Origin of the sequence: uncultured Turicibacter sp., assembly GCF_938044715.1 — a bacterium.
GTDB lineage: Bacteria > Bacillota_I > Bacilli_A > MOL361 > Turicibacteraceae > Turicibacter > Turicibacter sanguinis.
The window spans coordinates 1-25,011 of record NZ_CALIOS010000039.1; the positions used below are offsets into that span (position 1 = coordinate 1).

Genomic DNA, 25,011 nt, shown 5'->3' on the forward strand with positions numbered 1-25,011 from the left:
AAAAAACAATCCCTATGGCCATCCACATCCGGTTTTATTAAACCGCTTAAAAGCTTATACGGAGGATATTTATGTGACAGCTGATCTTGGACATATCGTGATTACGACGGATGGCCAAACATATGAGGTAGAGACTGTTAAATAGCACAATATTTTACAAGTATAGACGCTTTATTAAAGTGGGAAACTAAAAGTAGCAAAAAATGCTACTTTTTTTACTTTAATGAGGTGATGGTCTTGAAAAAATCGATAAGTTTCTTACTTATTGTGATGAGTTGGTTTGTAGTCTCACAAATCATTCAAGCTCATGCTGAATCGATAGATGAGACGGCTGTAAAAGTCATAGAACCTAAAAAAAATTATCAAGGATTTTATTCGATAGATCCGGAAACATTTGATTATTTATATACGTTCAAGCAAACAGACTCCAAGCACTTTGCCAATTTTATTGATGGATTGATTGAACATGATGCGTATGGGAATTTAGTTGGCGCTGTTGCTAGTCATTGGGAAAGTAATGAGGATGCAACGATTTGGACGTTTAAGTTGAAAGAAGGAATTAAATGGTATACAGATGAGGGGAGTGTTTACGATGAAGTCAGGGCGCATGATTTTGTGGCTGGACTTTGGCATGCTGCTGATTTTCAATCTCAAACCTTATATCTTGTCAAAGATGTTATCAAAAATTTAGAAGCCTATGTCAATGGAGAAGTAACATTTGATGAAGTGGGGGTAAAAGCGATTGATGATTATACGTTACAATATGAGCTAAATTCTCCGACTCCGTACTTTCCAAGCATGACGACATACTCGATTTTACTACCGGTGAATCAAAGTTTTCTAGAATCGAAGGGAAGTGGATGTCGTCTTGGAAGTCCAGACTTATCGAATTGTTCATTTGGAAATTTAAATCCAGAGTCTATCCTTTATAATGGCGCGTATCGTTTAACAAACTTTACTTCAAAATCTGTGATTGAGTATACCGCAAATGTTGATTATTGGGATGCAGAATCAGTTTATATTCCAAAAGTAAAACTCATTTATTCGGAAAGTTTGGATCCGACTAGTCTATTTTTAGCTTTTGAACGAGGAGAAATTACATCAGCTCCGATTGATGTTTATAATGCGGCTATTTATGCCTTTGCGAAGAAAAAGTATGGCGATTCTATTTTTGTGACGGAAACAAGTAGCGCAACCTCTTTTGCTTGTTTTGTGTTTAACCGTCAAGCGTATCACTCTCCGTTAGATCCCCGAATTGACATTTCGCCTAAAACAGCTAAGCAACGTGAGGATACGAAGTTAGCGATTTTAAATCAAGCTTTTCGCCAGGCCATTTTACATGGACTGGATGTATCAGCTGTTAATGCACAAAGTGTTGGTGAAGAACTGAAAGAGATTTCCGTTCGAAACTTAATTACCCAACCTGACTTTGTTCAAACCTCTTATCATCAAACATATGGTGAGCTAGTCGGCGATTCATTAAAACGACTCAATCCAATGTTATATCCCGAAAACTTTACGGTTGAAGATGGTCAAATGAGCTATTTTAATCCAGGACTTGCAAAAGAATTGATGCAAGTAGCTAAAGCGGAATTAATGGAACAAGGGGTAGATTTTCCAGTTTATCTCGATGTTTTAATCAATGGTGAGAGTGAAATGAGTTTTAGAAGTGCCCAAGCATTAAAGAATAGTCTTGAAACTGAGTTAAAAGGAGATGTGGTGATTAATTTAATCACGACTTCAAGAGAACATCTGGCCGCGACTAAGTCAGCTAGTCTAGTGAATACCGATCTTTATTTTGCAACCGCATGGTCACCTGATTATGGTGATCCTAAAAGTTATATGGATATTTTAGATCCTAAGCAGGGAGATATGTTGAAATATTTTGGATTGAATCAAGCCGTGATTGAAACCGAAGAAGATCGTCAAATTAAAGAACAAATTGGACTAAATAAATTTGGATATTTAAAACAAGCCGCATCTGATGTTGTAAATGACCCAGATTTACGGTATGAATTGTATGCGCAGGCTGAAGCTTTTGCGATTGATCAGGCGTATTTTATTCCTCTTTCAACCTCTGGTGGAAGTTATGCCGTCTCAAAAATTATTCCGTATACCAAACCCTATAGTTCTTATGGTTTATCGACGATGAAGTTTAAAGGAATGCAAATTAGTGATCATATCATTACCGTCGTGGAAAGAAACCAATATAAAGAACAGTGGATACAAAAACGTAATCAAATCGCTCCGTCTATCAATGTCGATAAAATCCTTCCTTAACTAAAATTAACAACTGAATTTTTGAAAATGTTCTTTTCATCTTTTCAAATCTTAGATATAATCGAATAAGGAAAATTTCAGTCGAAGGGCGCAACGTCGTCACTTGGGAAAGGAGAGTCACGATGAGTGTTTTAACTGTTACCAACTTGAGTCATGGGTTTGGGGATCGTGCGATTTTTGAAAATGTATCATTCCGTTTATTAAAGGGTGAGCATGTCGGTTTAATCGGAGCAAATGGTGAAGGTAAATCAACATTTATGAATATTATTACTGGAAAATTAGTGCCAGATGAAGGGAAAGTAGAATGGTCACGTAATGTTCGTGTTGGATATTTAGATCAGCACGTGGCACTACAACCTGGTATGACCATTCGTGATGTGTTAAAAACAGCCTTTCAATATTTATTTGATATGGAAGCTAAAATTAACGATTTATATATGAAAATGGGAGAAGTTGATCCTGATGAGATGGATAAACTTCTTGAGGAAGTCGGGGTTTTACAAGATATTTTAACAAACAATGACTTCTATGTCATCGATGCAAAAGTAGAAGAGGTGGCTAAAGGATTAGGACTTCAAGATATTGGACTTGACCGCGATGTTTCAGAATTAAGTGGTGGACAACGTTCAAAAGTATTATTAGCGAAATTATTACTGGAGAAGCCAGATATCTTATTACTTGATGAGCCGACGAACCACTTAGATGAGGCGCACGTGACATGGTTAACTCGTTATTTACAAGAATATGAAAATGCTTTTATTTTAATCTCTCATGATATCCCATTCTTAAATAGTGTAATTAACTTAATCTATCACATGGGGAATCAAGAATTAAACCGCTATGTAGGAGATTACGATAACTTTGTTCGTATCTATGAAGCAAAAAAAGCACAATTAGAGTCTGCTTATAAAAAACAACAGCAAGAGATTGCTGATTTAAAAGATTTCGTTGCTCGAAATAAAGCCCGTGTTTCAACACGTAATATGGCGATGTCACGTCAAAAGAAATTAGATAAAATGGAAGTGATTGAGCTAGCTTCTGAGCGTCCAAAACCAGAGTTTAACTTTAAAGGGGCTCGTACAGCCGGTCGTTATATTTTCCAAACAAAAGATTTAGTGATTGGATATGGTGAGCCATTATCATCTCCATTAAACTTAACAATGGAACGTGGGCAAAAAATTGCGATTTGCGGAGCAAATGGAATTGGGAAAACAACGCTACTTCGTAGCCTTTTAGGTGAAATTCAACCGATTTCAGGATCTGTTGAACGTGGAGAATTTTTACACATTGGTTACTTCGAACAAGAAATCAAAGGTGGAAAAGATAAAACATGTTTACAAGAGTTCTGGGATGAGTTTCCTCATTTAACACAAGGGGAAGCTCGTGCTGCGTTAGCGAAATGTGGATTAACAACGAAACACATTGAAAGTAAAGTCATGGTCTTAAGTGGAGGAGAACAAGCTAAAGTTCGCCTTGCTAAGTTAATTAATCGTGAATCAAATGTTTTAATTCTCGATGAGCCAACGAACCACTTAGATGTTGATGCGAAAGATGAGTTAAAACGTGCCATTAAAGAATATAAAGGAAGTGTGTTACTGATTTCCCATGAACCTGAATTCTATCGTGATGTGGTGACAGATATTTGGGATGGAGAAAAGTGGACCACTCGTTTAGTTTAGTTAAAAAAGCATGAAAGCCTGTTAAAGAGCTTTCATGCTTTTTCTTATTTTATGAAAGTGCCACCTTTTGATGAAGAGCTTGTTGTTGATTGGAAAGTGACATCCTTTAATGATGTTATTTTTCTTTATAAGGAGAAGTAAAAGATGATTTGGATCGTGGATTTCTGTCTGTTTTGTCATAAGAGAGGGTTAACGTTCATAAAGACTTAGATACTGAGAATGTAAACTAAGGATAAAAACAAGGAAAATTTCGTGGAATTGCTAAGTTTCTTGTATATTTGCACTTTTTCTCTCTTATAATGAAGTGAAATGCAAAATTTTTAGGTAGGGATGAACATGAAGCGTAAAAAAAAGGTGGAATATAACGAAATTTGGGTAAAATCAAGTGTTTGTGTTTTACTTGGGATTGGCGTCATTGGAGGAGTTTGGTTAAAACGTCGCGAAGAAAAAGCGGAACAGGATTTAAAGGAAATTGGGCAGGCATTGTTGAATGAGCATATCAATGAATTAAAACAAAAATTTGGATATGAAGAGATTGACTGTCAGTGTACATTAAATCAAATTGAAGTGGTTTCTAAAAAAAGAGATGAGTTTTTGTTAAGGCTTAACTATGATTTAGTGATTGCAAATGAGATTGAGCGAGATTATAGCACTCAGACCTGGATGATGAGAGTCAAACACGTCAATGCAAAAGGATATGAAGTTATTGAGCAAGGGGAACAGTTGAATGATTTATAAAAGGGTTTACAAAAAAAGAAAAAGGTGATAGTTATTCAACGGAAAATGTGATATAATGACAGATATTTACATATTCCGGAGGGGATAGAATGAAGCAGGGTGAGTTATTAGCGACAGATGGGATTAAAATTGACTTAGAGCGCGAGGACATGCTAGATGTCATTGAAAATGATTTAGAACATCACCATCACATTATGGCCTATTTTTACGAATTTCCCAAACATTCAGTTAACCATCAAGAGATTTATTTAAGTGTGGTTGTGCAGCCCGTTTTTTATGAGAACTTTGTTAAACATAAGCGTTCTTTGGTTGCAGCTTGGGGAAAAGTTTTATTTTATGAAGAGGATTACTATGATGTCACACGATTAGTGGTTCAATATGATAGCTTAGTGAAACTACATTTAAAGTTATATGAACCAAAAGATGTAAAGCCATCTGTGCATCATAAAAAAATTGAAGTGGCGTATGACCCATATGGTTTAATGAACTATGTGGCTGAAAAGTCTGAATGTAGCGCGTACCAGTTAAATTATGAAGCATTAGATAATTGGCGTAGTAAATTCTTCGCTAGTTACTATGAACTTTATCGAAGTATCAATGCCCGTGAATCGTATCAAACCTTACATAGCTTAGATAGGATGCGTTGGTTAATTTCAACGATGTGGATTCTTAAAGCTGGAAAAGTCCCGAATCATTATTTGAATTGGTCTAGAATGGAGGGTCCAGAGTCAATTTTAACTGCTGAAGAACAGGAGAAATTAATCAGCTGGCGTGTTGAGGGGACGCTAGAGGATTTAAAAGAAAAGGTCGACCTGATTCTAGAGGAATTCAAAACTTTACATAAAGAAATTTGTTGGAAATTAGATTTAATCGAAGATGAAGCATTCATCGAACGGATTCTGACGCGAATTCAAATTAAATAATGAAAAAGTCATCTTAGTTAAGCTAAGGTGACTTTTTTGATGAAGGTGGAACAATTTATTAGCTAGGATAATGTCAAAAAAAATGATATGATGAATAATAAAAATGAAGTTTGGTGAGAAATATGGTGATTCAAAAAGGTGTTAAAGAGGTGGTGGGATATGTCTACCAACAAGGCGATTTAAACTTAGAATATTTTCAAGCTAATCGTGCACAGCATGGGACAAATGCTCATCAAGCAATTCAAAAAAAATATCTTGATGAGGAGTGCGAAGTTTATCTCGAAATGAGTGTAAAGCATCAAGAACACGATGTTATTTTAAGTGGTCGTATGGATCTATTACTTCATCGAGATGAACGCATCATTATTGGAGAAATAAAATCGACGACCCGACGATTAGAGCTCATTGAAGAAAATGACCGTCCGGTACACTATGCTCAGGCCAAAGTCTATGCTTATTTATATTTACTTAAACATCCCGAGCTAAATTCAGTCATCGTTCGGTTAATTTATTGTAATTTAGACGGGACAGAGGAGCGGGCTTTCGATCAAGAATATACACTTGATGAGTTAGAACCTTTCATGAATCACACATTAGAGGTTTACTTACAGTGGTATTTTATTTTATTAAAATCAATGCAGTTAAAATTAAAGACAGCCAAAACCCTTCAGTTTCCATTTGGGGAATTTCGTGAATATCAACGTGAACTCTCAGGTGCCGTGTATCAAACCATTAAGCAAAAAAAGAATTTATTATTAAGAGCGCCAACCGGCATCGGAAAAACAATGGGAACTATTTTTCCAAGTATTAAAGCGTTAAGTAACACAGAACAAAAAATTTTTTACTTGACCGCTAAAACGATTGGACGGGACGTGGCAGAGAAAGCATTTGACCGTTGCCATGCAAGTGGATGGCAAGCTAAAGTGACCACTATCACTGCTAAAGAAAGAATTTGTTTTATGGATGAAGTCAAATGTGATCCGAAATTTTGCCCTTATGCCGCAGGTTATTTTGATCGTATTAACGAGGCAACTAAAGATTTATTCGAATCAGAACAACTGTTTAATCGCTCAAGAATTGAAACCTATGCTAAAAAACATCAAGTTTGTCCATTTGAGTTTTCACTTGCCATGGCGTCAATTAGTGATGCGGTTATTGGTGACTATAATTATATGTTTGATCCTCGCGCTTTTTTAAGACGTTTCTTTGAGGAACCTTCGTCTCATATTGCGCTCATTGATGAGGCACATAACTTATATGATCGAGCCTGTGAGATGTATAGTGCGAGTTTGTCAAAAGAACCAATTCAAGAGCTTAAACGTTTATTTAAAGACCGTCATAAAGGCTTATCTAAGTCACTCGCTAATTTAAACATGAAATTTATTGAGTATCGTCATGAATTAGAAGAAAAGAAAGTATTTGATTTATTTAAAGAGGATATGGACTTATCCTTTTTAAATCGTGCCCAAGATTTACTTGACGTCCTAGAGAAGTATTTGTATCAGCATCAGGACACAGAATACAAACCACAATTGATGAATTTATACTTTGAATTGCATCAATTTTTAAGAATCTCAGACTATTTTAATGAAAGTTTTAGAGTCCGTTATGAACGGTTTGGCATTGAGGTCAAAGTAAGTATCGTTTGTTTAAATCCAAGTCTTTATTTGAGTGAGAAAATGGAGAAAGTTCGCTCGACCATTTTATTTTCAGCGACGCTACATCCACTAGATTATTATCAAACGGTGCTACTTCATGAAGAGGCGTGTGAAAAAATCTTTTTACCATCCCCGTTTAAACGTGAGCATCTTGATTTATATGTTCAGCACGGAATTTCGACAAAATATAAGCAACGTGAGCGTTCACTTGCTCATCTCATTCAGATGATTTATCATGTGACGAGACAACGAGTTGGTAATTATATGGTCTTTTTACCCTCCTATCAATATTTAGAAATGGTTTATGAGGCTTACCTTGCGTTAGTTCAGGATGAGCAAGAGTTACTTTTTCAGCAGCGGGATATGAGTGAAGAAGAGCGTGATGCCTTTTTAGAAAAGTTTAATGAAACGAATGTCACAACGTTAGTGGCTTTTTGTGTACTAGGAGGTATCTTTAGCGAAGGAATTGATTTGATTGGAGATCGTTTAATTGGGTCATTGATTGTAGGAGTAGGATTGCCTCAAATCAATCCGTTGACTGAGCAACGCCGTGATTACTTTGAAGAAAAGTTCCAAAAAGGTTACTTATACGCTTATGTTTACCCTGGATTTAATAAAGTCATGCAAGCAGTCGGGCGCGTGATTCGAACAGATGAAGACCGAGGAACGGTGATGTTAATTGATGAACGGTATTTAGAGCCGACTTATTTAGCTCTATTTCCTTACGAATGGCAGCACGCAAAGTTTATAAGATAAAAAAACAGCAAGTTTATTTGCTGTTTTTTAAATATATTTGGGATTGATTGACAATCTAAATAGTCTATGTTATTAATTAGATAGCTAATAATTAGATATCTAATTATATAAAAGCGGAAGGAGAATCATACCTATGAATCCTCATCAATCTAAACATTTACATCATGTTTTGTTTAAAACATTAAAAGCTCATCGTACGATTTGTCATGAACAATTTACGAAGCTTGATTTGACGGTAGGTCAGCCCAAAATATTAGATTTCTTATGTGAACACAATGGTTGTTCTCAAAAAGAATTAGCGAAACACTGTCATATAGAACCTGCTACAGCTACAAGTTTACTGGGGCATTTAGAACGCAATGGCTTAATATATCGTCAAGCAAATGATAGAGATCGCCGTGTTTTAAATGTGTATTTAACAGATGAGGGAAAGAATCGTCAACACATGGTTCAAAAAGTATTTGAACAAATAGATGAAGATTCATTTAAGGGATTTACAGAAGAAGAAAAAGCAAAAACAGTCGAGTATTTAAATCGAATTTGTCAAAATTTAAAGGGAAGGGAGTCTCAACACGATGAGTAATTTATTAAAATACTTAAAAGGGCATGCTATTTTATGTGCTATCATAGCACCTCTTTTAATGCTTGTAGAAGTAGCGATGGACTTATCATTACCGACACTACTTTCAAACATTATTGATATCGGGATTGCAAATAATGACTATGCCTATGTCGTAGCAACAGGGATTAAAATGTTAATCTTTGCCATCATCGGTTTACTTGGTGGAGTTGGATGTGGGATTTTTGCCACGATTGCTGCCCTGAATTTAGGTCAAAATCTTCGTGAGGGATTATTTTCAAAAATTCAAAGTTTATCCTTTTTAGAGATTGACCATTTAAAAACATCTTCATTAATCACGCGTTTAACAAATGATATTACTCAAGTTCAAACGATGTTTTTAATGGCTTTAAAAATCTTAGTTCGTGCGCCATTTTTATGTATTGGGGGACTATTTATGGCTTATCGATTAAGTCATAAATTATCGATTATTTTAGTCGTTGCTATTCCAATCATTTTAATCTTTGTCGCTCTAATTATGTCAAAATCATTCCCGTTATTCAAAACCATGCAAGAAAAAATTGATAATGTAAATAATGTGATGCGTGAAAACTTACTTGGGGTACGTGTAATAAAAGCCTTTAATATGGAAGAAAAACAACATGAACGCTTTGATGAAACAAATGATGATTTAATGAACCAAAGTATTAAAGCGCAAAAACTCATGATTTTATTAAATCCAGTTGTGATGCTAGTCGTTAACTTTAGCGTGATTGTCGTCTTATGGTACGGAGGATATCTCGTGAACGATGGTTTGCTTGAAACAGGGAAAATTTTAGCGTTCATTAACTACTTAACTCAAATTATGATGTCGATGATGATGGTCATTATGATTTCGATGAACTTATCACGTGCAAAAGCATCAGCTGATCGTATCAATGAAGTTTTAAAAACTGAATCAAGCATTAAAGAATCGAATCACCCGCAACACTTAGATGCCTACGATATCGAATTTAAAAATGTTTCCTTTAAATATCATGATCACAGTGAAGAGGTTTTAAAAAATATTTCATTCCATATCAAACAAGGGCAACAAGTCGGAATTATTGGAGGAACAGGATCAGGGAAAAGTTCTTTAATTAGCTTAATTCCACGCCTTTATGATGTAACAGAAGGAGAAGTTTTAATTGGTGGGAAGAATGTTAAATCTCTTCGCCTCAAAGATTTACGTGATCAAATTGGGGTCGTACTACAAGAAAGCATCTTATTCTCAGGAACGATTGCTTCAAACTTCAAATTTGGATATCATGAGGCAACAGAGGAAGAATTAAATAGGGCTGCAATAGATGCTCAAGCTTTAGAGTTTATTCAGACAAAAGAAGATGGCTATGATACGGTGGTTGAACAACGTGGGAAAAATTTATCAGGTGGTCAAAAGCAACGTGTCTCAATTGCCAGAACGTTAATTAGAAATCCTAAAATTTTAATTTTAGATGATGCCTCGAGCGCTTTAGATATGGCGACTGAAAGTAAATTACAACGTGCGATTAAAGAGCGTATGAAAGATAGTACCGTCATTTTAATTGCTCAACGTATTTCAGCAGTTATGGATGCAGATCAAATTATCGTCCTTGATCATGGTCAAGTCTCAGGGATTGGAACCCACGAAGAATTATTAAAAACGAATGAGATTTATCGTAGCATTGCCATTTCACAATTAGGAGAGGAGGCGGTTATGAATGAGTAGACCACAACCATCATTTGGACCTCGCCCTGGAGGCGGACCTGGTGCTCGATTTGGACATCAAAAAGAAAAACTTAAAAATCCTAAGCATACCATTAGACGTTTGCTTGGCTATATTGGGAATCAAAAACTTGCAATTATCATTGTTTTTATTTTATGTATTATTACAACACTCATCAGTGTCTTAGCGACTCGTCTATATGGAGATATTATTGATGATTATATTATTCCAGGTGACTTATCAGGCCTTCAAAGAATCTGTTTAATGCTTGGGGGAATGTATGTTATTAGTGTCTTAGCAACCTACATTCAAAACTTAATCATGTTAACTTTATCGCAAAAAACAACGGCAAAAATTCGCCGTCATCTATTTAGTAGTTTACAAAAGTTACCACTCCGTTTCTTTGATACGCATTCAAGTGGAGATTTGATGAGTCGTTTAACAAATGATGTTGATAACATTAACATGACCTTATCTCAAAGCATTACCCAATTATTCTCAGGTATTATCATGATTCTTGGAATGTTAGTGGCTATGATATTATTGAGCCCAGCGTTAACCATCGTTGGCTTATTAACGACACCGTTGATGTTTTTAGTTTCACGCTTTTTAGTCAAGAAAACTCAACCTTTCTTTGTGAAGCAACAGCAAGATTTAGGGGAGTTAAATGGCTATGTGGAGGAAATGGTTTCAGGTCAAAAGGCAGTCTTCTTATTTTCTCAAGAAGAATTTGCTGAGGAAAACTTTGCAACGATTAACCGAAAACTAACGAAAAGTGCAGTGATGGCCCAAGCTTTATCAGGATTTATGGGACCTGTCAACAACTTTATTAATAATATTACCTTCTTAATTGTTGCTGTTTTTGGTGGAATTTTTATTTTATCAGGAATGAATATGACGGTTGGAATTGTGTTTACGTTTATTTTATACATGCGAAACTTTACAAGACCAATCAATGAAATTTTAAACTTAGCGAATACGATTCAGTCTGCATTAGCTGGAGCAGAGCGAGTCTTTGATATTATGGATGAAGCGCCTGAAGAAGATTTAGCTGATGCTAAGGACGTTGAAAATTTAGATGGTGATGTCATCTTAAACCGTGTTAAGTTCTCTTATGATACCGGTAAAACGATTTTAAAAGATGCTTCAATCCATGCTCGCCGTGGTGAAACGGTGGCCATTGTAGGACCAACTGGAGCGGGTAAAACGACAATTATTAATTTACTAACGAAGTTTTATGATATTGAGAGTGGTGAGATTTTAATTGATGGTGAAAACATCAATGGGATGACTCGTAAGAGTTTACGCCAAAGTATCTCGATGGTTTTACAGGATACCTACTTATTCTCTGAAACGGTTCGTGAGAACATTCGTTATGGTCGTTTAAGTGCAAATGATGATGAGGTGATTCATGCGGCAAAGATGGCCAATGCTCATCAGTTTATTATGCAATTACCAGACGGTTACGACACCATCTTAGCCGATAATGGAAGTAATCTCTCTCAAGGACAACGTCAGTTACTCGCGATTGCTCGTGCGATTTTAGCACAGTCTTCTATTCTCATTTTAGATGAAGCCACGTCATCCATTGATACGAAAACAGAAGTTGAAATTCAAAAAGCGATGTTACATTTAATGGAAGGTAAAACGACGTTTGTGATTGCTCATCGTTTAAGTACGATTCGAAATGCCGATCAAATTCTGGTGTTAAATCAAGGTGAAATCATTGAACGTGGAAATCATGATACTTTATTAGCTGCAAATGGTTTCTATGCTAATCTATATAACAGTCAATTCCGTGAATAATGAAAAAAGATGTTAAGGACTTAGTCTTTAACATCTTTTTAAGTTTGAATGAGAATATCTTGTTATGAGATCATATCAGGTCCTTTACTTGAAATTCTAATCACCTATTGCAAAGTAGCTAGGTAATAAGTCGTCAAAAAAGAAAGAATTTTGCATAAAGTAATAATATAAACAGAAAAAATATGGCAAAAATTATGAAAACGTTTATAATTAAATTAGGAAGAAAAACTAATCGTTAAAAGGGGAGGCGGTTAAGTTGAAACGTTTATTTGATATTGAAATCTCATTATTGTTAATGGTATTACTTTCACCACTTTATCTCATCCTTTCCGTGATTGTTCTATGTGATTTAGGTTGGCCGATCATTTACAAACATCGTTATCCAGGATTAAATGAACAACTATTTACGATGTATCGCTTCAGAACCATGACAAATGAAACAGATGAACGAGGGCATCTGTTAAAGCCAACGCAACGATTAACACGCATTGGAGCTTTTTTGAAAAAATATAGTTTAGACGATTTGCCAGAACTTTTCAATGTCTTAAAAGGTGACATGAGTTTGGTAGGGCCACGTCCGGTATTAATTCGAGCAATTCCCTCAAAAAATCAAATTCGCATCAAAAGACATGCCGTCCGTCCTGGGATGACAGGATGGAGTCAGATTCATGGACACAAACAGTTAACATGGGAAGAAAAATTTAAACTAGATTTATATTATATCGAGCATCAAAGTTTAGCTTTTGATTTGAAAATTATCGGAATTACGATTCTTCAACTGTTCGGAGTTCATCGAATATAAAAAAAGTCATCTTAAGGATGACTTTTTTTTATATTTTATTTTGCTGCTAATTCAGCGATTTTAACAATGACTTCTACTCCTTTTTCCATTGAAGGAATTGGAATATATTCAAATTTTCCGTGGAAGTTATGTCCACCTGTGAAGAGATTAGGCGTTGGTAACCCCATAAATGATAATTTTGAACCATCTGTACCACCACGAACTGGAACAATTAACGGTTCAACCCCAACTTCAATCAATGCCTTTTTAGCAAGTTCGACAATGTGCATTTTATCTTTGATATGAAGGTTCATATTATAGTATTGGTCTTTTAATTCAAGTTCGACTGTATGAGACGGATACTTTTGATTAAAGTCTTGAACCACTTTTTCGACGAATTTTTTACGTGCATTAAATTGCTCCGTATCAAAGTCACGGATGATGTATTTTAAAACGGCTTCTTCACAGTGACCACTAATGTCAATTAAATGGTAAAATCCTTCGTAATGCTCTGTATGTTGTGGTGTTTCATTCACGGGGAATTGGTTTGCAATTTCAGTGGCGATTAACGCCGCATTAATCATTTTATTTTTAGCATCCCCTGGGTGAACGCTTTTTCCATGAATGGTAAGTTTAGCGCCCGCCGCATTAAAGGATTCATATTGTAGTTCACCTAGAACACCCCCATCCATCGTATAAGCAAAATCAGCCTTAAATTCTTCAACTTTGAAGTGATCAGCGCCACGTCCAATTTCTTCATCTGGGGTGAATGCTACTTTAACCGTTCCGTGTTTAATTTCAGGGTGTTGAATTAAATAATCCATTGCTGTCATAATTTCAGCAATTCCTGCTTTATCATCTGCCCCAAGTAAGGTTGTTCCATCTGTTGTAATGAGCTGTTGACCCACGTATTGATTAAGAGATGGGAAGTCAGTTGGGGATAAGACAATGTTTTTTTCCTGATTTAAAATAATGTCTCCCCCTTGGTAATCGATAATTTGAGGTTTAACATGGTCAGCATTAAAATCAGGGCTTGTATCCATATGAGAGATAAAAGCGATGACTGGCGCATCTGATTCACAATTTGCAGGTAATGTCGCATAAATATAGCCATTTTCATCCTTTCGAATGTCTTGTAAGCCTAATTCTTTTAACTCTTCAACTAATACATCACCAAATGCTAATTGTGATGGAGTGGAAGGAGTCGTCGTAGACTCAGGATTTGATTTTGTGTCAAAGGAAACATATTTGATAAAACGATCGACAACAGTACGCATAATAAACCCTCCAATTTTTGTTTGTCTATAGTTTGGTCATCTAAAATCAGATTATGTATAGCATAGCATAGATTGGAAAATATAAAAAGAATTCATAAAAATATCCATTCTTTTTAATCGGGTGTGATGTGATATAATAAAAAGAGTCAAATAAGATGGGGTGAATGAGCGTGGAAGAAAAAAATACATTCCTAGATGATGTGATTGAAATAGGCGTTAGTTTAATGATTGGATATGCGATTTCAAGATTTGTTCGAATTGCTTTAGCACGTGGTGAGTCAATGGTTCCAACGATTAAACATAATCAAATTGTTCTGATTGATCGTCGTGCTTACAAAAGGCGAGAACCTAAAATTAACGACTTAATTGCCTTTAATGCACATGTTAAAAATCAGCATAAATTTTTCTTAAAACGTGTCATTGGGGTGAGTGGTGATCAGATTAAAATTGATCAACATCGCGTCTATGTGAACGGGAAATTAATTGATGAACCTTACTTGAATGAAACGATGATTGAAGTAGGGTCAAAGACATGGCGTGTCCCAGAGGGAAAACTGTTTGTCATGGGGGACAATCGAAATCATAGTTTAGATTCACGTGCCATCGGATTTATAGATGTTAAAGAGGATGTGTTGGGCGTGGTCAGACAAATCAAAAAATAAGTGTGTGGTGGAAGAAATGAACGTAACTCGTGAAGCAAATAACTTAAGATTTGAAATAGAAGAAAAACAAGCCGGGCAAAGTATCCGAGACTTTTTGATGACGTATCATCTTGCTCGTAAAAAGATTCATGAGTTATATATGTCAAAAAAGGTACAACTAAATGCTCAGATTGCTGATTTTAATAAAATTCTAGAAGTGGGCGATATCTTATTAATTCCCGTCTTTGAATCAGAGGGGATTGACTTCAAGCCACAAAAAATGAACCTTGATATTGTGTATGAAGATGAACATTTACTCATTTTAAATAAACCGGCGGGAGTGATGGTACATCCTGATCAAAAAGATGGACTAAATACGTTGGTGAATGGCGTAGCCTATTATTATGAGCAAAAAGGTTTCAATGAGCGGATTCGTTATATTCATCGGATTGATACTGATACAAGTGGTGGCATCATTTTTGCCAAACACTTTATGGCGCATAGCTTAATGGACTATCAATTATCTGAAAAACAAATTAGACGTTGGTATTTAGCTCTCGTCAGTGGCAATCTGAAAACGAGAAAAGGGCGTATTGATGCTCCAATCGGAAAGGATCGCCATCATCGTGCCAGACGTCGTGTCGCTAAAAATGGGGATCAAGCTGTGACTTTATATGAAGTCAAAAAACAATTTAAGACGTATTCACTCGTTGAATTAGAACTTAAGACAGGGCGTACACACCAAATTCGAGTTCATATGAGTCATTTAGGACATCCATTACTAGGGGATGTCTTATATGGAGGGGTGGCTAAAGTAGGAAAATTAAAACGCCAAGCCTTGCATTCAGCAAAAATTCAAATGCAGCATCCAATGACAAAGGAGAACTTATCATTCAGTATTCCAATGCCATTAGACATGCAATCTTTAATTAAATAGCATCAAAAAATGTCCGAAGTTCTTATTCAACTTCGGACATTTTTGATTGACGCCAATCATAAGGTAATAAATCAATCAGTTTAACCGCACGTTGACGATTAATTAAGACTTCAGCCTCAATGTTCGCATCATTTAATTGACTAATAAATTCACGACATCTCCCGCAAGGAGGAAGGATATTTCCACGCTTGTTAATTGCGACCATTTTAACAATTTCACTTTCACCAGCTGTAATCATGGCAGCAGCAGCTGAATGTTCAGCACAAAATCCCATTGAACAAGCTGTATCAATACAGACTCCTGTATAAATATGACCTTCTTTCGTTAAAATAGCAGCGGCAACACTTGATGCTTCAGCAGTAGATGATAGTCGTCTTGGTTTTAAAACGGCTTCCGCTTTTTTAATTAATTCTTCAAACATTTTAATCACTCCGATTCAAAAATCGTCAATTACCTATTTAAAGTTTATGCAATCATACTAAAAACATAAATCATGAAAGAATGTTGGTAAAAAGAAGCATATTGAGAACTCTAAATAGTGGGGTAAATAAGGTTAACATAATTTAAAAGGAAATGCAAGGGCTAAACATGGATTTTGAAGGATTTTAAAAAAATTAGTCTTTTAATGCCATTAAACTTAACTTTGAGTTTAAAGAGCGTTGATCAATTATTTTTTAAGTGATTAAAGAGGTGACTTTAAACGTTATTCAGGATTCAAGATACAAAGAAAAGGTCAATCAACTGGCCAAAAGTTTTCATCAATTAGGTGGTTCTAAAAAGCATCAGATTTTATTTTAGAAGTTAGTCGTCAATCTCACTAAACCACTCAAGGAAAGGGTTGTTTTTTTATTGAAAAATTACCGAATTTAAACAAAACAAACAGTCCTAGCAGAAGGTAATGTGGTAAAATAAGGTTAATGTTGTTTGAGATAACAGTTCAAGACTGGAGGGAAACGATGAATCGAATTTTACATTATCAGTTGAGTCTTGATGTTTTGCGACATGATGAAAAACTTAAAGGAAGAAGTATCATTCAAATAGAGGGGGAATCTGAAGATTCAACGCTTTTTTTCTTATTGTATCATGAGTTAAAAGTCCTCGAAATTAGGTTGAAGCAGGGTGCGCTCTTATCTTTTGAACAGGAAATTAAAACAGTTCAGACCAATTATCAAGTCAATGAAATCAAAGTCTTTTTACCTCAAGGAGATATTGACGAACTAGAGATCAAGTATGAGGGAACAATCAGTGGCTATGAATCAATTTTTCCATATATTAAAGATTCGCTTTCACCTGAGTTTTCAATCCTTCGAAATGATTGTCTCGTTTATCCGATTCTTGCGAAGGCGAATGAGGAAAGCATTAGACTTGGAATTTTAAATGAATTTCATTATGACATATACGTCACCGTTCCAATGCCTTATGTGGTAGCTAGTGGGGGACGATTCATTGGGGTTGAAAAAACACCTCAATTCCAAACGTATCATTATAAAAGTCATCGCAAAATGTGGCGAATTGACATTTGTGTGGCCAAGTATCAAATCATTGAAACTGAATCTATTCGGTTATTTGTCTTTGAAGAAGATGTCAAGAGAACATATGAAAAAGTTATACTAGAATTAAATCGAGTCTTTGAATTATTTGAACAACGATTTGGATGTTGTGAACGGGTGGTACCATTTAGTATCATTGAAATTAAAGAGGGATTTGGTTCTCAAGCAGGCGAAGATTATTTATTGATGGAAGAGCATGGATTTAAAGAAGGTGAATACGATCACACACATCTTTATCATGAAATTGGACATGGGTGGAATCCTCGTGTGAACCATGAAATGAGAAAAACGCGTTTCTTTGACGAGGCCTTTGCCTCCTATTTTGAAGCCATTGCAATCAAGAAATTTTATGGAATAACCCGATATGAGGAAAAAATGGAATCCTATCGACAATCTTTTTTGCAAAGGGTTCAATATGATCGTCTAAATCTCGAACCGATTTGTGATTACGGTCAATATAATATTTCGTATAATAGTTATACAAAAGGGCCGTTTGTTTTAGCAGCGTTAGAATCGTTAATGGGAGAAGCAACGTTTAATCGATTTATTCAATTACTTATTCAAACCTCTAAAAAGCACCCCATTGATTTTAATGACTTTCAAAAACTAGCTGAAAATGTTTTATCCTATGATTTATCGACGTTTATGAATGATTGGATTTATGGGAAAGAAGCCCTTGATGCGTTAATAAAAAGGTATTTCGATGGGGAGGGTCAGAGATGAAAATTGAAAAAGTACCGAGTGGCAGTTCAATGTTTCAGGTTCATCTTCAACTTCATCATACGTGTTTTAAGATTCAAGAAGAAGATGAGGTCTATGAATACGCATTTGATATTTTAAATCAAGAACAAGCGTTATTATATGCGAGTACTGACCATTATTTAGACGAGGTCATTGAGGAATTTTTGTTTTACAGTGGCTTTATTCATGTCATAAAAGATCAGCAAGGCACTCTTTTATACGAGGCTCCTCCTAAAAAACGATTTAAAGTGTTATTAAGTGAGATTCAACCGAGCCAATTTTATATTAATGAAAAAAAGTTAACAGAGTTAGCAACCTGGGTTAAAAGTGACAAAGATATTTTGATTCCTGTAACAAAGTTTCAGGGTCAATGGGTTGCACTAGATGGACATACTCGATTGAAGCTAGCACAGTTGTTAAACATTAAAGAAGTTTATGCATATGAAGAAGAAACAGATGCATATATTGAGGACTTTGTTTTGTTTTGTAAAGAACAACAAAAAGACTCCATTTACGATCTTCCGATTATTTCAGAAACGGAATATGAAGTCTTATGGAATCAATTTTGTGAAAACTATTTTAAGTTTTTGAATCAAGAAAATTAAATAGTTGGATTTAACACAAACGTCTCAATTAATTCATCACCATTGATGATTTCAATCGGTTTATTTTGAATGAAGCTATAGCATTCAGGATTAAAAGTTCCAAGGGTAACAAAAATTCCGTGATTCACTTGGTTTTGTTTCATTTTTAAGTAAAGACGATCTAAGTAAGCCTGACCAATGCTTTGATTTTGGCCTAATAAACAAGAGACCAATACTTTGTCGTCATCTAAATACATTTCAAGATCATAAAAATGTTGATTCATGTGTGGGGTTAAAAAGACGCGTTTATAACCTTTAGCACGGAATAAATCAGCAACAAGTTCCCCAAAATCATAGGGATTCATGGATGCGATTTTATCTTTTAGTTGAGATTTTTTAAACGTTAATTGCTTCATTTCTAAATCAAGTACTTCTTTTTCTTGCTTTAATTCTAATGAAAAAGTATGGTATCTTAGGATACAAATTAATAAGAAGCATCCAACTAAAATAAGCAATGTATATTGTGTTAAATCCCAGTTTTTGATTGAAACGTTCAGTGTATAGCGAATTTGAAATAAGAAAAAGATAGAAAGTAAAATAGATAAATAGAAAAAGACGGTAAACTTAATTTTACTTTCTTTAAATTGTTTAGAAGACATTATCATCACTCCCAAAGTCATTTGCTTATATTATGATAAGAAAAAATGATATTTATACAAATAATGGACAAATGAGGTAAAAAATGAAATTCTTTTTAATTTTAATAGGAACTATTTTCTTTTCAGTAGTTGCCTATTTAGCGAAAGCTCTAACTTTATCCGGTGCTATTTTGGCCTTAATAGTAGGCATTTTAATAGGATTAGGTGGCGGCATGTATGGATATGGGTTGTTAGGATTATTTTTTATTAGTTCGATGTGGTGGTCTTACTACAAGGAAGAAAGAAAATATCATCTCTATCATTTGCATGAAAAAGGAGCTAAGCGAGATAGCATTCAAATCATATGTAACGGTGGAATTCCAGCGCTTTGTTGCCTAGGCTATGGAATCAGTCACGAAGAAGTCTTTTTAGTTGCAACGGCTGTTAGTTTAGCCAGTGCAACGGCAGATACATGGGCATCAGAAATCGGTGTTTTAAGCTCACATCCACCTCGCTCTATTTTAAATTTTAAGCCATTAGATAAAGGGTTATCAGGTGGGGTCTCAGTTATTGGAACCCTTGCTTCAATTGCTGGTGCTTGTTTAATTGCTAGTTTTAGTGCCATTTGGTTGACGGTTTTTAGCCTTTCATCACAGACTTGGGGCACGCTATTTTTAAGTGTTTGTCTCCTAGGAATCCTAGGTTCAATTCTAGATAGTTATCTGGGGAGTTTAATCCAACCTAAATATGAATGTGTGGAGTGCCACCTTATAACAGAGCGACGTCTTCATCATGATCAACCAACGAATTTAGTAGGCGGTTGGTCATTGATGAATAATGATTGGGTTAATCTATTAAGTCAATTCATCGTGACGTTACTTGCGTTCCTCTTGATGAAATAAAAAATCCCCTACTTTCGTAGGGGATGTAAGTTAGTGTTTTTGATTCATTTGACGTGTACGTCTAGTTTTGGCAGATTCTGTATAACGGGCGGCTTCAGGCGTTGATTTTTTTACATCGATACGAACATCAGCCACGTTACCTGTTCCAAACTCCACATCTGATTTTTCTTTAACACTTTGCATAGAGGCGTTCATTGGAGAACCCATTTCATTTTTACCCATTTTAGATCTTCCTTTCAAAATTCCATTATATTTGATTTGGAATTTTGATATTATTATGTGAGAAAAGAGTGATAATTATTGAAAGAAATTAATATAATCAGAAGGGAAATGGTGCTAAGATGACATTAGACTTTTATAATCAACATGCAAAGGAATACTTTTTTCAAACGGTTAAAGCAGATTTGAGCGCGACTTATAAAAAGTTTTTACCGTTTATAAAAAAGGAGGGATTGATTTTAGATTTAGGGTGTGGATCAGGTCGTGATAGTTACTATTTTAAACAAAATGGATATCAAATCGTAGCTGTAGATGGGTCGAAGGAATTAGCGACGCAAGCTAGTCTTTTACTTGGACAACCTGTCTTAAATCAATTATTTGAAGACATACAATTTAACGAAGAATTCGATGGTGTTTGGGCCTGTGCATCTTTATTGCATGTTAGCGCTAAAGAGTTACCATCAATTTTAATTAAAATAAGAGAGAGTTTGAAAAAAGAGGGTGTATTTTATATCTCAGTGAAAGAAGGGGAAGGAAGTGGGGTTGAAGACGGACGATTTTTTCAATATTACTCACCGTCGCAATTTCATCACTTAATTAGCCAATGTGGTGGATTAAAGATTGAGACAGCTTGGAGTCATACTGAATTAAGAGATGAAGGAAATAAAGTCGTTTGGCTCAATGTCATTGGCCGTAAATTATGAGATGAATAGGATTTGATTTCGATAAAAAGAAAGGACGTATCGGATGAATAGCATGGGGGCAATGAATCAAAAGAAACGTACTAATACAAAAAGAAAAAACGTTATTAATGACTCAATGAGAGGGGAGATTAATAGCAAGATGGAAATGGAAGAAACGAAATCAACAATTAGTCCAGTAGCAGGAAGTGCGCATAATTTATTAATGCGTAAACATACCAATGAGTATCAACATAATTTAGAATATTTAAAAAAATACCGTTTAGAAAATGATGAAACAGCACTTGAATGGTTAATTTTTAATAACACCAATTTAGTTCATAAAATTATTGGACGTTATACAAAGTTTTATCATCATAAATTAGATTACGATGATTTATTTTCAGTGGGACTTGAAGGGTTAATGAAAGCCATTGAAAAATTTGATTTTACATTTGATAATAACTTTTCAACTTATGCGACTTACTGGGTTAAACAAGCAGTAACTCGTACGATTGCAGATGAAGGGTTCACGATTCGAATTCCCGTTCATATGTTTGAATCGATTAATCAGGTCATGCGATATGAACAAAAAGCGGACCAAGAAGATGAACCCGTTGATGTAGATAATTTATGTGGAGAATTAAAAATTCCAATTGAAAAATACGAAGCGGTTAAGCGTGTGCAGACTTATATGTTAAAGCCAACATCATTAAATGGATTTGTATCTAAAGAAGACGAAGATACTGAACTTCAAGATTTAATTTCAAATGAAAATGAAATGTTAGTTGAGGGAATGTCGCGTATTTATGATAATCCTGAAAAACAAGCGATGGATGAAGATTTAAAAGCATACATGGATAAAATGATTTTAAGTTTAAATCCACGCGAACAATTTGTGATTATTCATCGCTTTGGATTAAATGGTGAAGAGAAGAAAACATTAGAAGAAATCGGTGAGATTGAAGGCGTAACACGTGAACGTATTCGTCAAATTGAAGCAAAAGCAATGAGAAAATTAAGAACATTATTGATGCGTTATAAAGAATACTTAGTTAATTAGATTAAAAAAAGAGACGATTTTTGTATTTAGTGCATAAACGTCTCTTTTTTTGAGTTATAATGTAGGTTGAATAAAAATAAAAAAGTAAAGGTGAAAATAAATGATTCCAATTGATGCACAAACGCCATTAGATGTGTTTGAATTTGATGCTTTAGTTTATTATCCTGAATCCACGGAGCTATTCCCTTATGGAGTCGTTGTGAAGAGACTGCGAGAGTTTCAATTTGCCATTGGCTGTTTGAATTTTAAACCGATGCCACGAGTACCCAATCAAGAGGAGTTATTTTTAAAAACGCCTGGATTTCTTTGGACCTGTCCAACGCTTTTAAAAGAAAAATTTTTAGATAACCAAGTCACAATTCGCGATGTTCTCTCGCATTATCTGCAGGCAAATATTGAAATTGGATTAATCAATACAGCGTTTCAACCTTTGAATGTCTCTGCACTCCTCGAGCTATTTCCAAGAGAGTTGCTAATCATTCCACCACTTAAAACAGAATTGTTGGAAGAATCTAAAACTTTACAAGAAGTTGGGATTCATGAGTCTATCTTTTTCAAAGATTCTTATGGTGGAGAATGGATTCTGAATCGGAATAATATTTCAACGGTTTGTTTAATTCGAATTGCTTTACAAACAGACCCTATTAAGTTGAAAATTCTTTCACAAGCCTATATCATGAATGAAATGACTTTAAACCTGGTTCGAGAAAATGAAAATCCAGATGAGTGGGATCAGTTGACTCTAAGAGAGTTATTAGAGTTAAAAAACTGGCTTGAAAATTATACGGCATTTCATCCATTATCGAAACCGTATAAGGATGCTTTTCGTACTCATTCTATTGAAGATGTTGAAGCTTGGATTAGTATGCTTAAATTTTCAAACTAAATGAATAAGTAAGTCAAAAGAGGAACGAGAAGATTCAATGAGTCTTAACGTTCTTTTTTTATCTGATGATAAAGAAAATACTAGTTTGATGAAGTGAGAAGTCATCATAAACAGAAATAAGATTCAAAACTAAAAGCTATTAGCAAGAGGGAGTATCATTTAAGTTTTGCAAAAGATTCAATGATTTTAAGGTTTGTTTGAATTTGGAAGTAAAGTTTTGGGTCGATTTATGATAGAATGGGGTATATTGCACAATTAGTTGAGGGAGGAGACGGGGCAGCATGATTAAAAAAATAGACCATACCCTCTTAGGGACAGCCTATCACACGTGGTTACAAAGTCTTTTTCATTTTTCTTATGCAGATTATTACCAACCCTATATTAATAAGTTTGGCGTAATCCGTGTTATTAATGATGATATTTTGCATGTAAATAGTGGGCATGATTTACATAAGCATAAAGACGTAGAAATCATCACTTATATGATTTCAGGGGAGTTAACACATACCCCTAAGATTGGGATGCCAAAGAAATTAACGCGTGGGGAACTTTATTATATGAGTGCAGGTAGTGGAATGGAGCATGCGGAATTTAATTGGGGAGAAAAACCAGTTCGTATGATTCAACTCTGGATTAGACCGAATCAAAAAAATGTGGCACCAAAAGTAGAATATGGATGCTTTAAGCGAGAGCAACGATTTAATCAATGGCAAAAAATCGTGAGTGACTTGGAACATGAGGCTCCCATTCAAATTCATCAAGAGGTTAATATTTGGGTTAGCGAAGTTGAAGCTAATCGAGACCTTGATTTTGACATTTTAAAAAATAGACAAGCTTATCTGATTCAATTAGAAGGTGAGTCTATGATTAATAACATTGCTATGTCAGAAAAAGATGGCATGGAAATTTTTGAAGAGCCGATTAAGATTAAAACGGTAAGACCGTCTTTATTTATGATAATTGAGATGAATATAAACGGGAAGTAGCACATAAATATAAAAGCGACATAGAATATATTGTCCCACAGCAAAACACACGATCAATCGGTTTCCTGGGCTAGGATTAAAAAGATCGTGTGTTTTTTTTTTTTTTTTTTTTTAAAAAAGCTTAAATTAAATTAAGAATTAGGCTTCTACGACTTTAGCTGTAATTAATGGTAACCATTCAACAACAGTTTGAATGATGACTTCGTCTTGAATTTGATTAATATAAATACTTCTGATGATAAAATGACAATTTTTTTGAATTTGATATTGAACATTTTCCAGTTATTTTAATAAATTTTGCAGGTTAGTCATTTCTGAATTTGATTACTGTAATTAAAAATAATGGCTTGAATAGCTACTTGAAAGGATAATTGAATTGCTGTAAAATCTTGAATTTTCGTTGATTAGGGGTGACGTTATAGCTATCTTTAAGAATCATACGTTATTGATTAATTTGAAAGGGTTGAAGGGATTCAATCCTTTTTTGAATCCTCTTAACGTTCTCATCGTTACCATTAAAATTAAAGGCAATCACAATAGCATTAAGAGCAATTTGAAGAACGATAAGAATGAATCATTTTGGTTGTGAAATAGTTGCAGAATTAGAATCTTTAATGAAAATCCTTTGTGATTGAGCTTGTATGATTTCTGTCGTTATTTGAACAGATTTAATTGGACGGTAGTCTGGATATTTAAAATATACAGGTTTTAAAAACTTTGGAGTGTGAATATCCAGAAACTCTTTTTAGAGGGAGAAAGGATGAGACATCCTAAACGAGATTTAAAAAGAAGGAAGGTTTGAAAATAAGTAAAATTATGTTAAACTATTAGAGACTGATGAAGAATTTATCAGAAAGAGATAATAGTAAGCGAATAATTAGGGTAGCTTATTTATAGTAGAGGTGTAAATCAGAAAGGATGAAGGTCATGAAAGTATTAGTAACTGGAGGAGCTGGATACATTGGACGAACAGTTGTATCAG

The 25,011-nt window shown here is 34.8% G+C and carries 22 protein-coding genes; 18 read left to right on the plus strand and 4 right to left on the minus strand.

What is annotated here, in order from left to right:
* Window positions 1–231: 231 nt before the first annotated feature.
* The 9 genes from QWC74_RS03665 to QWC74_RS03705 all read left to right on the plus strand — a co-directional run bounded on the left by QWC74_RS03665 (window position 232) and on the right by QWC74_RS03705 (window position 12,946).
* Entirely contained in the window at window positions 232–2,280 is a 2,049-nt protein-coding gene (locus QWC74_RS03665) for a peptide ABC transporter substrate-binding protein (RefSeq protein WP_229040091.1), read from the plus strand.
* Between the two features lie 122 nt (window positions 2,281–2,402).
* The gene (locus tag QWC74_RS03670; protein WP_006785837.1) at window positions 2,403–3,959 is read left to right on the plus strand and encodes an ABC-F family ATP-binding cassette domain-containing protein; all 1,557 of its coding nucleotides are present in this window, start codon (window positions 2,403–2,405) and stop codon (window positions 3,957–3,959) included.
* A 336-nt stretch (window positions 3,960–4,295) separates the two neighbouring features.
* Window positions 4,296–4,697 carry a hypothetical protein gene (locus QWC74_RS03675; RefSeq protein ID WP_006785838.1) on the plus strand — a complete coding sequence of 134 codons (402 nt, stop codon included), beginning with the start codon at window positions 4,296–4,298 and terminating at the stop codon, window positions 4,695–4,697.
* Window positions 4,698–4,786: 89 nt separating this feature from the next.
* A complete protein-coding gene (locus tag QWC74_RS03680) occupies window positions 4,787–5,620 on the plus strand; it encodes a hypothetical protein (protein ID WP_006785839.1) in 834 nt (277 codons plus the stop codon).
* A 122-nt stretch (window positions 5,621–5,742) separates the two neighbouring features.
* A complete protein-coding gene (locus QWC74_RS03685) occupies window positions 5,743–8,034 on the plus strand; it encodes an ATP-dependent DNA helicase (RefSeq protein WP_006785840.1) in 2,292 nt (763 codons plus the stop codon).
* A 133-nt stretch (window positions 8,035–8,167) separates the two neighbouring features.
* Window positions 8,168–8,617: a MarR family winged helix-turn-helix transcriptional regulator gene (locus QWC74_RS03690; RefSeq protein ID WP_006785841.1), complete on the plus strand. Its 450-nt coding sequence runs from the start codon at window positions 8,168–8,170 to the stop codon at window positions 8,615–8,617.
* Window positions 8,610–10,340, plus strand: a complete 1,731-nt coding sequence (locus tag QWC74_RS03695; protein WP_006785842.1) for an ABC transporter ATP-binding protein — start codon at window positions 8,610–8,612, stop codon at window positions 10,338–10,340. Before QWC74_RS03690 ends, QWC74_RS03695 begins: the two co-directional genes overlap by 8 nt.
* Entirely contained in the window at window positions 10,333–12,144 is a 1,812-nt protein-coding gene (locus QWC74_RS03700) for an ABC transporter ATP-binding protein (RefSeq protein ID WP_006785843.1), read from the plus strand. Before QWC74_RS03695 ends, QWC74_RS03700 begins: the two co-directional genes overlap by 8 nt.
* Before the next feature lie 256 nt (window positions 12,145–12,400).
* Window positions 12,401–12,946: a sugar transferase gene (locus QWC74_RS03705; RefSeq protein ID WP_006785844.1), complete on the plus strand. Its 546-nt coding sequence runs from the start codon at window positions 12,401–12,403 to the stop codon at window positions 12,944–12,946.
* 35 nt (window positions 12,947–12,981) lie between these two features.
* On the opposite strand, the gene pepT is transcribed toward QWC74_RS03705, so the two are convergent.
* Window positions 12,982–14,202 (minus strand): peptidase T, encoded by a 1,221-nt coding sequence (pepT, locus tag QWC74_RS03710; RefSeq protein WP_006784882.1) that lies wholly within the window; start codon window positions 14,200–14,202, stop codon window positions 12,982–12,984.
* A gap of 164 nt (window positions 14,203–14,366) precedes the next feature.
* On the opposite strand from pepT, the gene lepB reads away from it, so the two are divergent.
* Both lepB and QWC74_RS03720 read left to right on the plus strand, forming a co-directional pair.
* The gene (lepB, locus tag QWC74_RS03715; RefSeq protein ID WP_039930977.1) at window positions 14,367–14,864 is read left to right on the plus strand and encodes a signal peptidase I; all 498 of its coding nucleotides are present in this window, start codon (window positions 14,367–14,369) and stop codon (window positions 14,862–14,864) included.
* A 16-nt stretch (window positions 14,865–14,880) separates the two neighbouring features.
* The gene (locus QWC74_RS03720; RefSeq protein WP_006784880.1) at window positions 14,881–15,780 is read left to right on the plus strand and encodes an RluA family pseudouridine synthase; all 900 of its coding nucleotides are present in this window, start codon (window positions 14,881–14,883) and stop codon (window positions 15,778–15,780) included.
* A 22-nt stretch (window positions 15,781–15,802) separates the two neighbouring features.
* On the opposite strand, the gene QWC74_RS03725 is transcribed toward QWC74_RS03720, so the two are convergent.
* A complete protein-coding gene (locus QWC74_RS03725; protein WP_006784879.1) occupies window positions 15,803–16,201 on the minus strand; it encodes a cytidine deaminase in 399 nt (132 codons plus the stop codon).
* Between the two features lie 535 nt (window positions 16,202–16,736).
* On the opposite strand from QWC74_RS03725, the gene QWC74_RS03730 reads away from it, so the two are divergent.
* Complete coding sequence (locus tag QWC74_RS03730) at window positions 16,737–18,053, plus strand: M1 family aminopeptidase (RefSeq protein WP_006784878.1); 1,317 nt, start codon at window positions 16,737–16,739, stop codon at window positions 18,051–18,053.
* Window positions 18,050–18,676 carry a hypothetical protein gene (locus QWC74_RS03735; protein ID WP_006784877.1) on the plus strand — a complete coding sequence of 209 codons (627 nt, stop codon included), beginning with the start codon at window positions 18,050–18,052 and terminating at the stop codon, window positions 18,674–18,676. Before QWC74_RS03730 ends, QWC74_RS03735 begins: the two co-directional genes overlap by 4 nt.
* Here QWC74_RS03735 and QWC74_RS03740 read toward each other — a convergent pair.
* Window positions 18,673–19,314 carry a restriction endonuclease gene (locus tag QWC74_RS03740; RefSeq protein WP_006784876.1) on the minus strand — a complete coding sequence of 214 codons (642 nt, stop codon included), beginning with the start codon at window positions 19,312–19,314 and terminating at the stop codon, window positions 18,673–18,675. The two genes, QWC74_RS03735 and QWC74_RS03740, sit on opposite strands and share 4 nt — an antisense overlap.
* A gap of 83 nt (window positions 19,315–19,397) precedes the next feature.
* On the opposite strand from QWC74_RS03740, the gene QWC74_RS03745 reads away from it, so the two are divergent.
* Window positions 19,398–20,195: a DUF92 domain-containing protein gene (locus QWC74_RS03745; protein ID WP_006784875.1), complete on the plus strand. Its 798-nt coding sequence runs from the start codon at window positions 19,398–19,400 to the stop codon at window positions 20,193–20,195.
* A 30-nt stretch (window positions 20,196–20,225) separates the two neighbouring features.
* On the opposite strand, the gene QWC74_RS03750 is transcribed toward QWC74_RS03745, so the two are convergent.
* Complete coding sequence (locus QWC74_RS03750; RefSeq protein ID WP_006784874.1) at window positions 20,226–20,417, minus strand: hypothetical protein; 192 nt, start codon at window positions 20,415–20,417, stop codon at window positions 20,226–20,228.
* A 119-nt stretch (window positions 20,418–20,536) separates the two neighbouring features.
* Here QWC74_RS03750 and QWC74_RS03755 point away from each other — a divergent pair, with 119 nt between their 5' ends.
* The 4 genes from QWC74_RS03755 (at window position 20,537) to QWC74_RS03770 (ending at window position 24,029) form a co-directional block, all read left to right on the plus strand.
* The gene (locus QWC74_RS03755) at window positions 20,537–21,118 is read left to right on the plus strand and encodes a class I SAM-dependent methyltransferase (protein WP_006784873.1); all 582 of its coding nucleotides are present in this window, start codon (window positions 20,537–20,539) and stop codon (window positions 21,116–21,118) included.
* Between the two features lie 43 nt (window positions 21,119–21,161).
* On the plus strand, window positions 21,162–22,157 hold the full coding sequence (locus tag QWC74_RS03760) for an RNA polymerase sigma factor RpoD/SigA (RefSeq protein WP_006784872.1): 996 nt from the start codon (window positions 21,162–21,164) through the stop codon (window positions 22,155–22,157).
* 100 nt (window positions 22,158–22,257) lie between these two features.
* Complete coding sequence (locus tag QWC74_RS03765) at window positions 22,258–23,043, plus strand: hypothetical protein (RefSeq protein ID WP_006784871.1); 786 nt, start codon at window positions 22,258–22,260, stop codon at window positions 23,041–23,043.
* Between the two features lie 281 nt (window positions 23,044–23,324).
* Window positions 23,325–24,029, plus strand: a complete 705-nt coding sequence (locus tag QWC74_RS03770; protein ID WP_006784870.1) for a pirin family protein — start codon at window positions 23,325–23,327, stop codon at window positions 24,027–24,029.
* The last annotated feature ends 982 nt before the right edge of the window (window positions 24,030–25,011 follow it).

Coding starts and splice junctions, on each gene's coding strand:
- QWC74_RS03665 (WP_229040091.1), top strand. CDS start 232: ATGGTCTTGAAAAAATCGATAAGTTTCTTACTTATTGTGATGAGTTGG.
- QWC74_RS03670 (WP_006785837.1), top strand. CDS start 2,403: ATGAGTGTTTTAACTGTTACCAACTTGAGTCATGGGTTTGGGGATCGT.
- QWC74_RS03675 (WP_006785838.1), top strand. CDS start 4,296: ATGAAGCGTAAAAAAAAGGTGGAATATAACGAAATTTGGGTAAAATCA.
- QWC74_RS03680 (WP_006785839.1), top strand. CDS start 4,787: ATGAAGCAGGGTGAGTTATTAGCGACAGATGGGATTAAAATTGACTTA.
- QWC74_RS03685 (WP_006785840.1), top strand. CDS start 5,743: ATGGTGATTCAAAAAGGTGTTAAAGAGGTGGTGGGATATGTCTACCAA.
- QWC74_RS03690 (WP_006785841.1), top strand. CDS start 8,168: ATGAATCCTCATCAATCTAAACATTTACATCATGTTTTGTTTAAAACA.
- QWC74_RS03695 (WP_006785842.1), top strand. CDS start 8,610: ATGAGTAATTTATTAAAATACTTAAAAGGGCATGCTATTTTATGTGCT.
- QWC74_RS03700 (WP_006785843.1), top strand. CDS start 10,333: ATGAGTAGACCACAACCATCATTTGGACCTCGCCCTGGAGGCGGACCT.
- pepT (WP_006784882.1), bottom strand. CDS start 14,202: ATGCGTACTGTTGTCGATCGTTTTATCAAATATGTTTCCTTTGACACA.
- lepB (WP_039930977.1), top strand. CDS start 14,367: ATGAGCGTGGAAGAAAAAAATACATTCCTAGATGATGTGATTGAAATA.
- QWC74_RS03720 (WP_006784880.1), top strand. CDS start 14,881: ATGAACGTAACTCGTGAAGCAAATAACTTAAGATTTGAAATAGAAGAA.
- QWC74_RS03725 (WP_006784879.1), bottom strand. CDS start 16,201: ATGTTTGAAGAATTAATTAAAAAAGCGGAAGCCGTTTTAAAACCAAGA.
- QWC74_RS03730 (WP_006784878.1), top strand. CDS start 16,737: ATGAATCGAATTTTACATTATCAGTTGAGTCTTGATGTTTTGCGACAT.
- QWC74_RS03735 (WP_006784877.1), top strand. CDS start 18,050: ATGAAAATTGAAAAAGTACCGAGTGGCAGTTCAATGTTTCAGGTTCAT.
- QWC74_RS03740 (WP_006784876.1), bottom strand. CDS start 19,314: ATGTCTTCTAAACAATTTAAAGAAAGTAAAATTAAGTTTACCGTCTTT.
- QWC74_RS03745 (WP_006784875.1), top strand. CDS start 19,398: ATGAAATTCTTTTTAATTTTAATAGGAACTATTTTCTTTTCAGTAGTT.
- QWC74_RS03750 (WP_006784874.1), bottom strand. CDS start 20,417: ATGGGTAAAAATGAAATGGGTTCTCCAATGAACGCCTCTATGCAAAGT.
- QWC74_RS03755 (WP_006784873.1), top strand. CDS start 20,537: ATGACATTAGACTTTTATAATCAACATGCAAAGGAATACTTTTTTCAA.
- QWC74_RS03760 (WP_006784872.1), top strand. CDS start 21,162: ATGAATAGCATGGGGGCAATGAATCAAAAGAAACGTACTAATACAAAA.
- QWC74_RS03765 (WP_006784871.1), top strand. CDS start 22,258: ATGATTCCAATTGATGCACAAACGCCATTAGATGTGTTTGAATTTGAT.
- QWC74_RS03770 (WP_006784870.1), top strand. CDS start 23,325: ATGATTAAAAAAATAGACCATACCCTCTTAGGGACAGCCTATCACACG.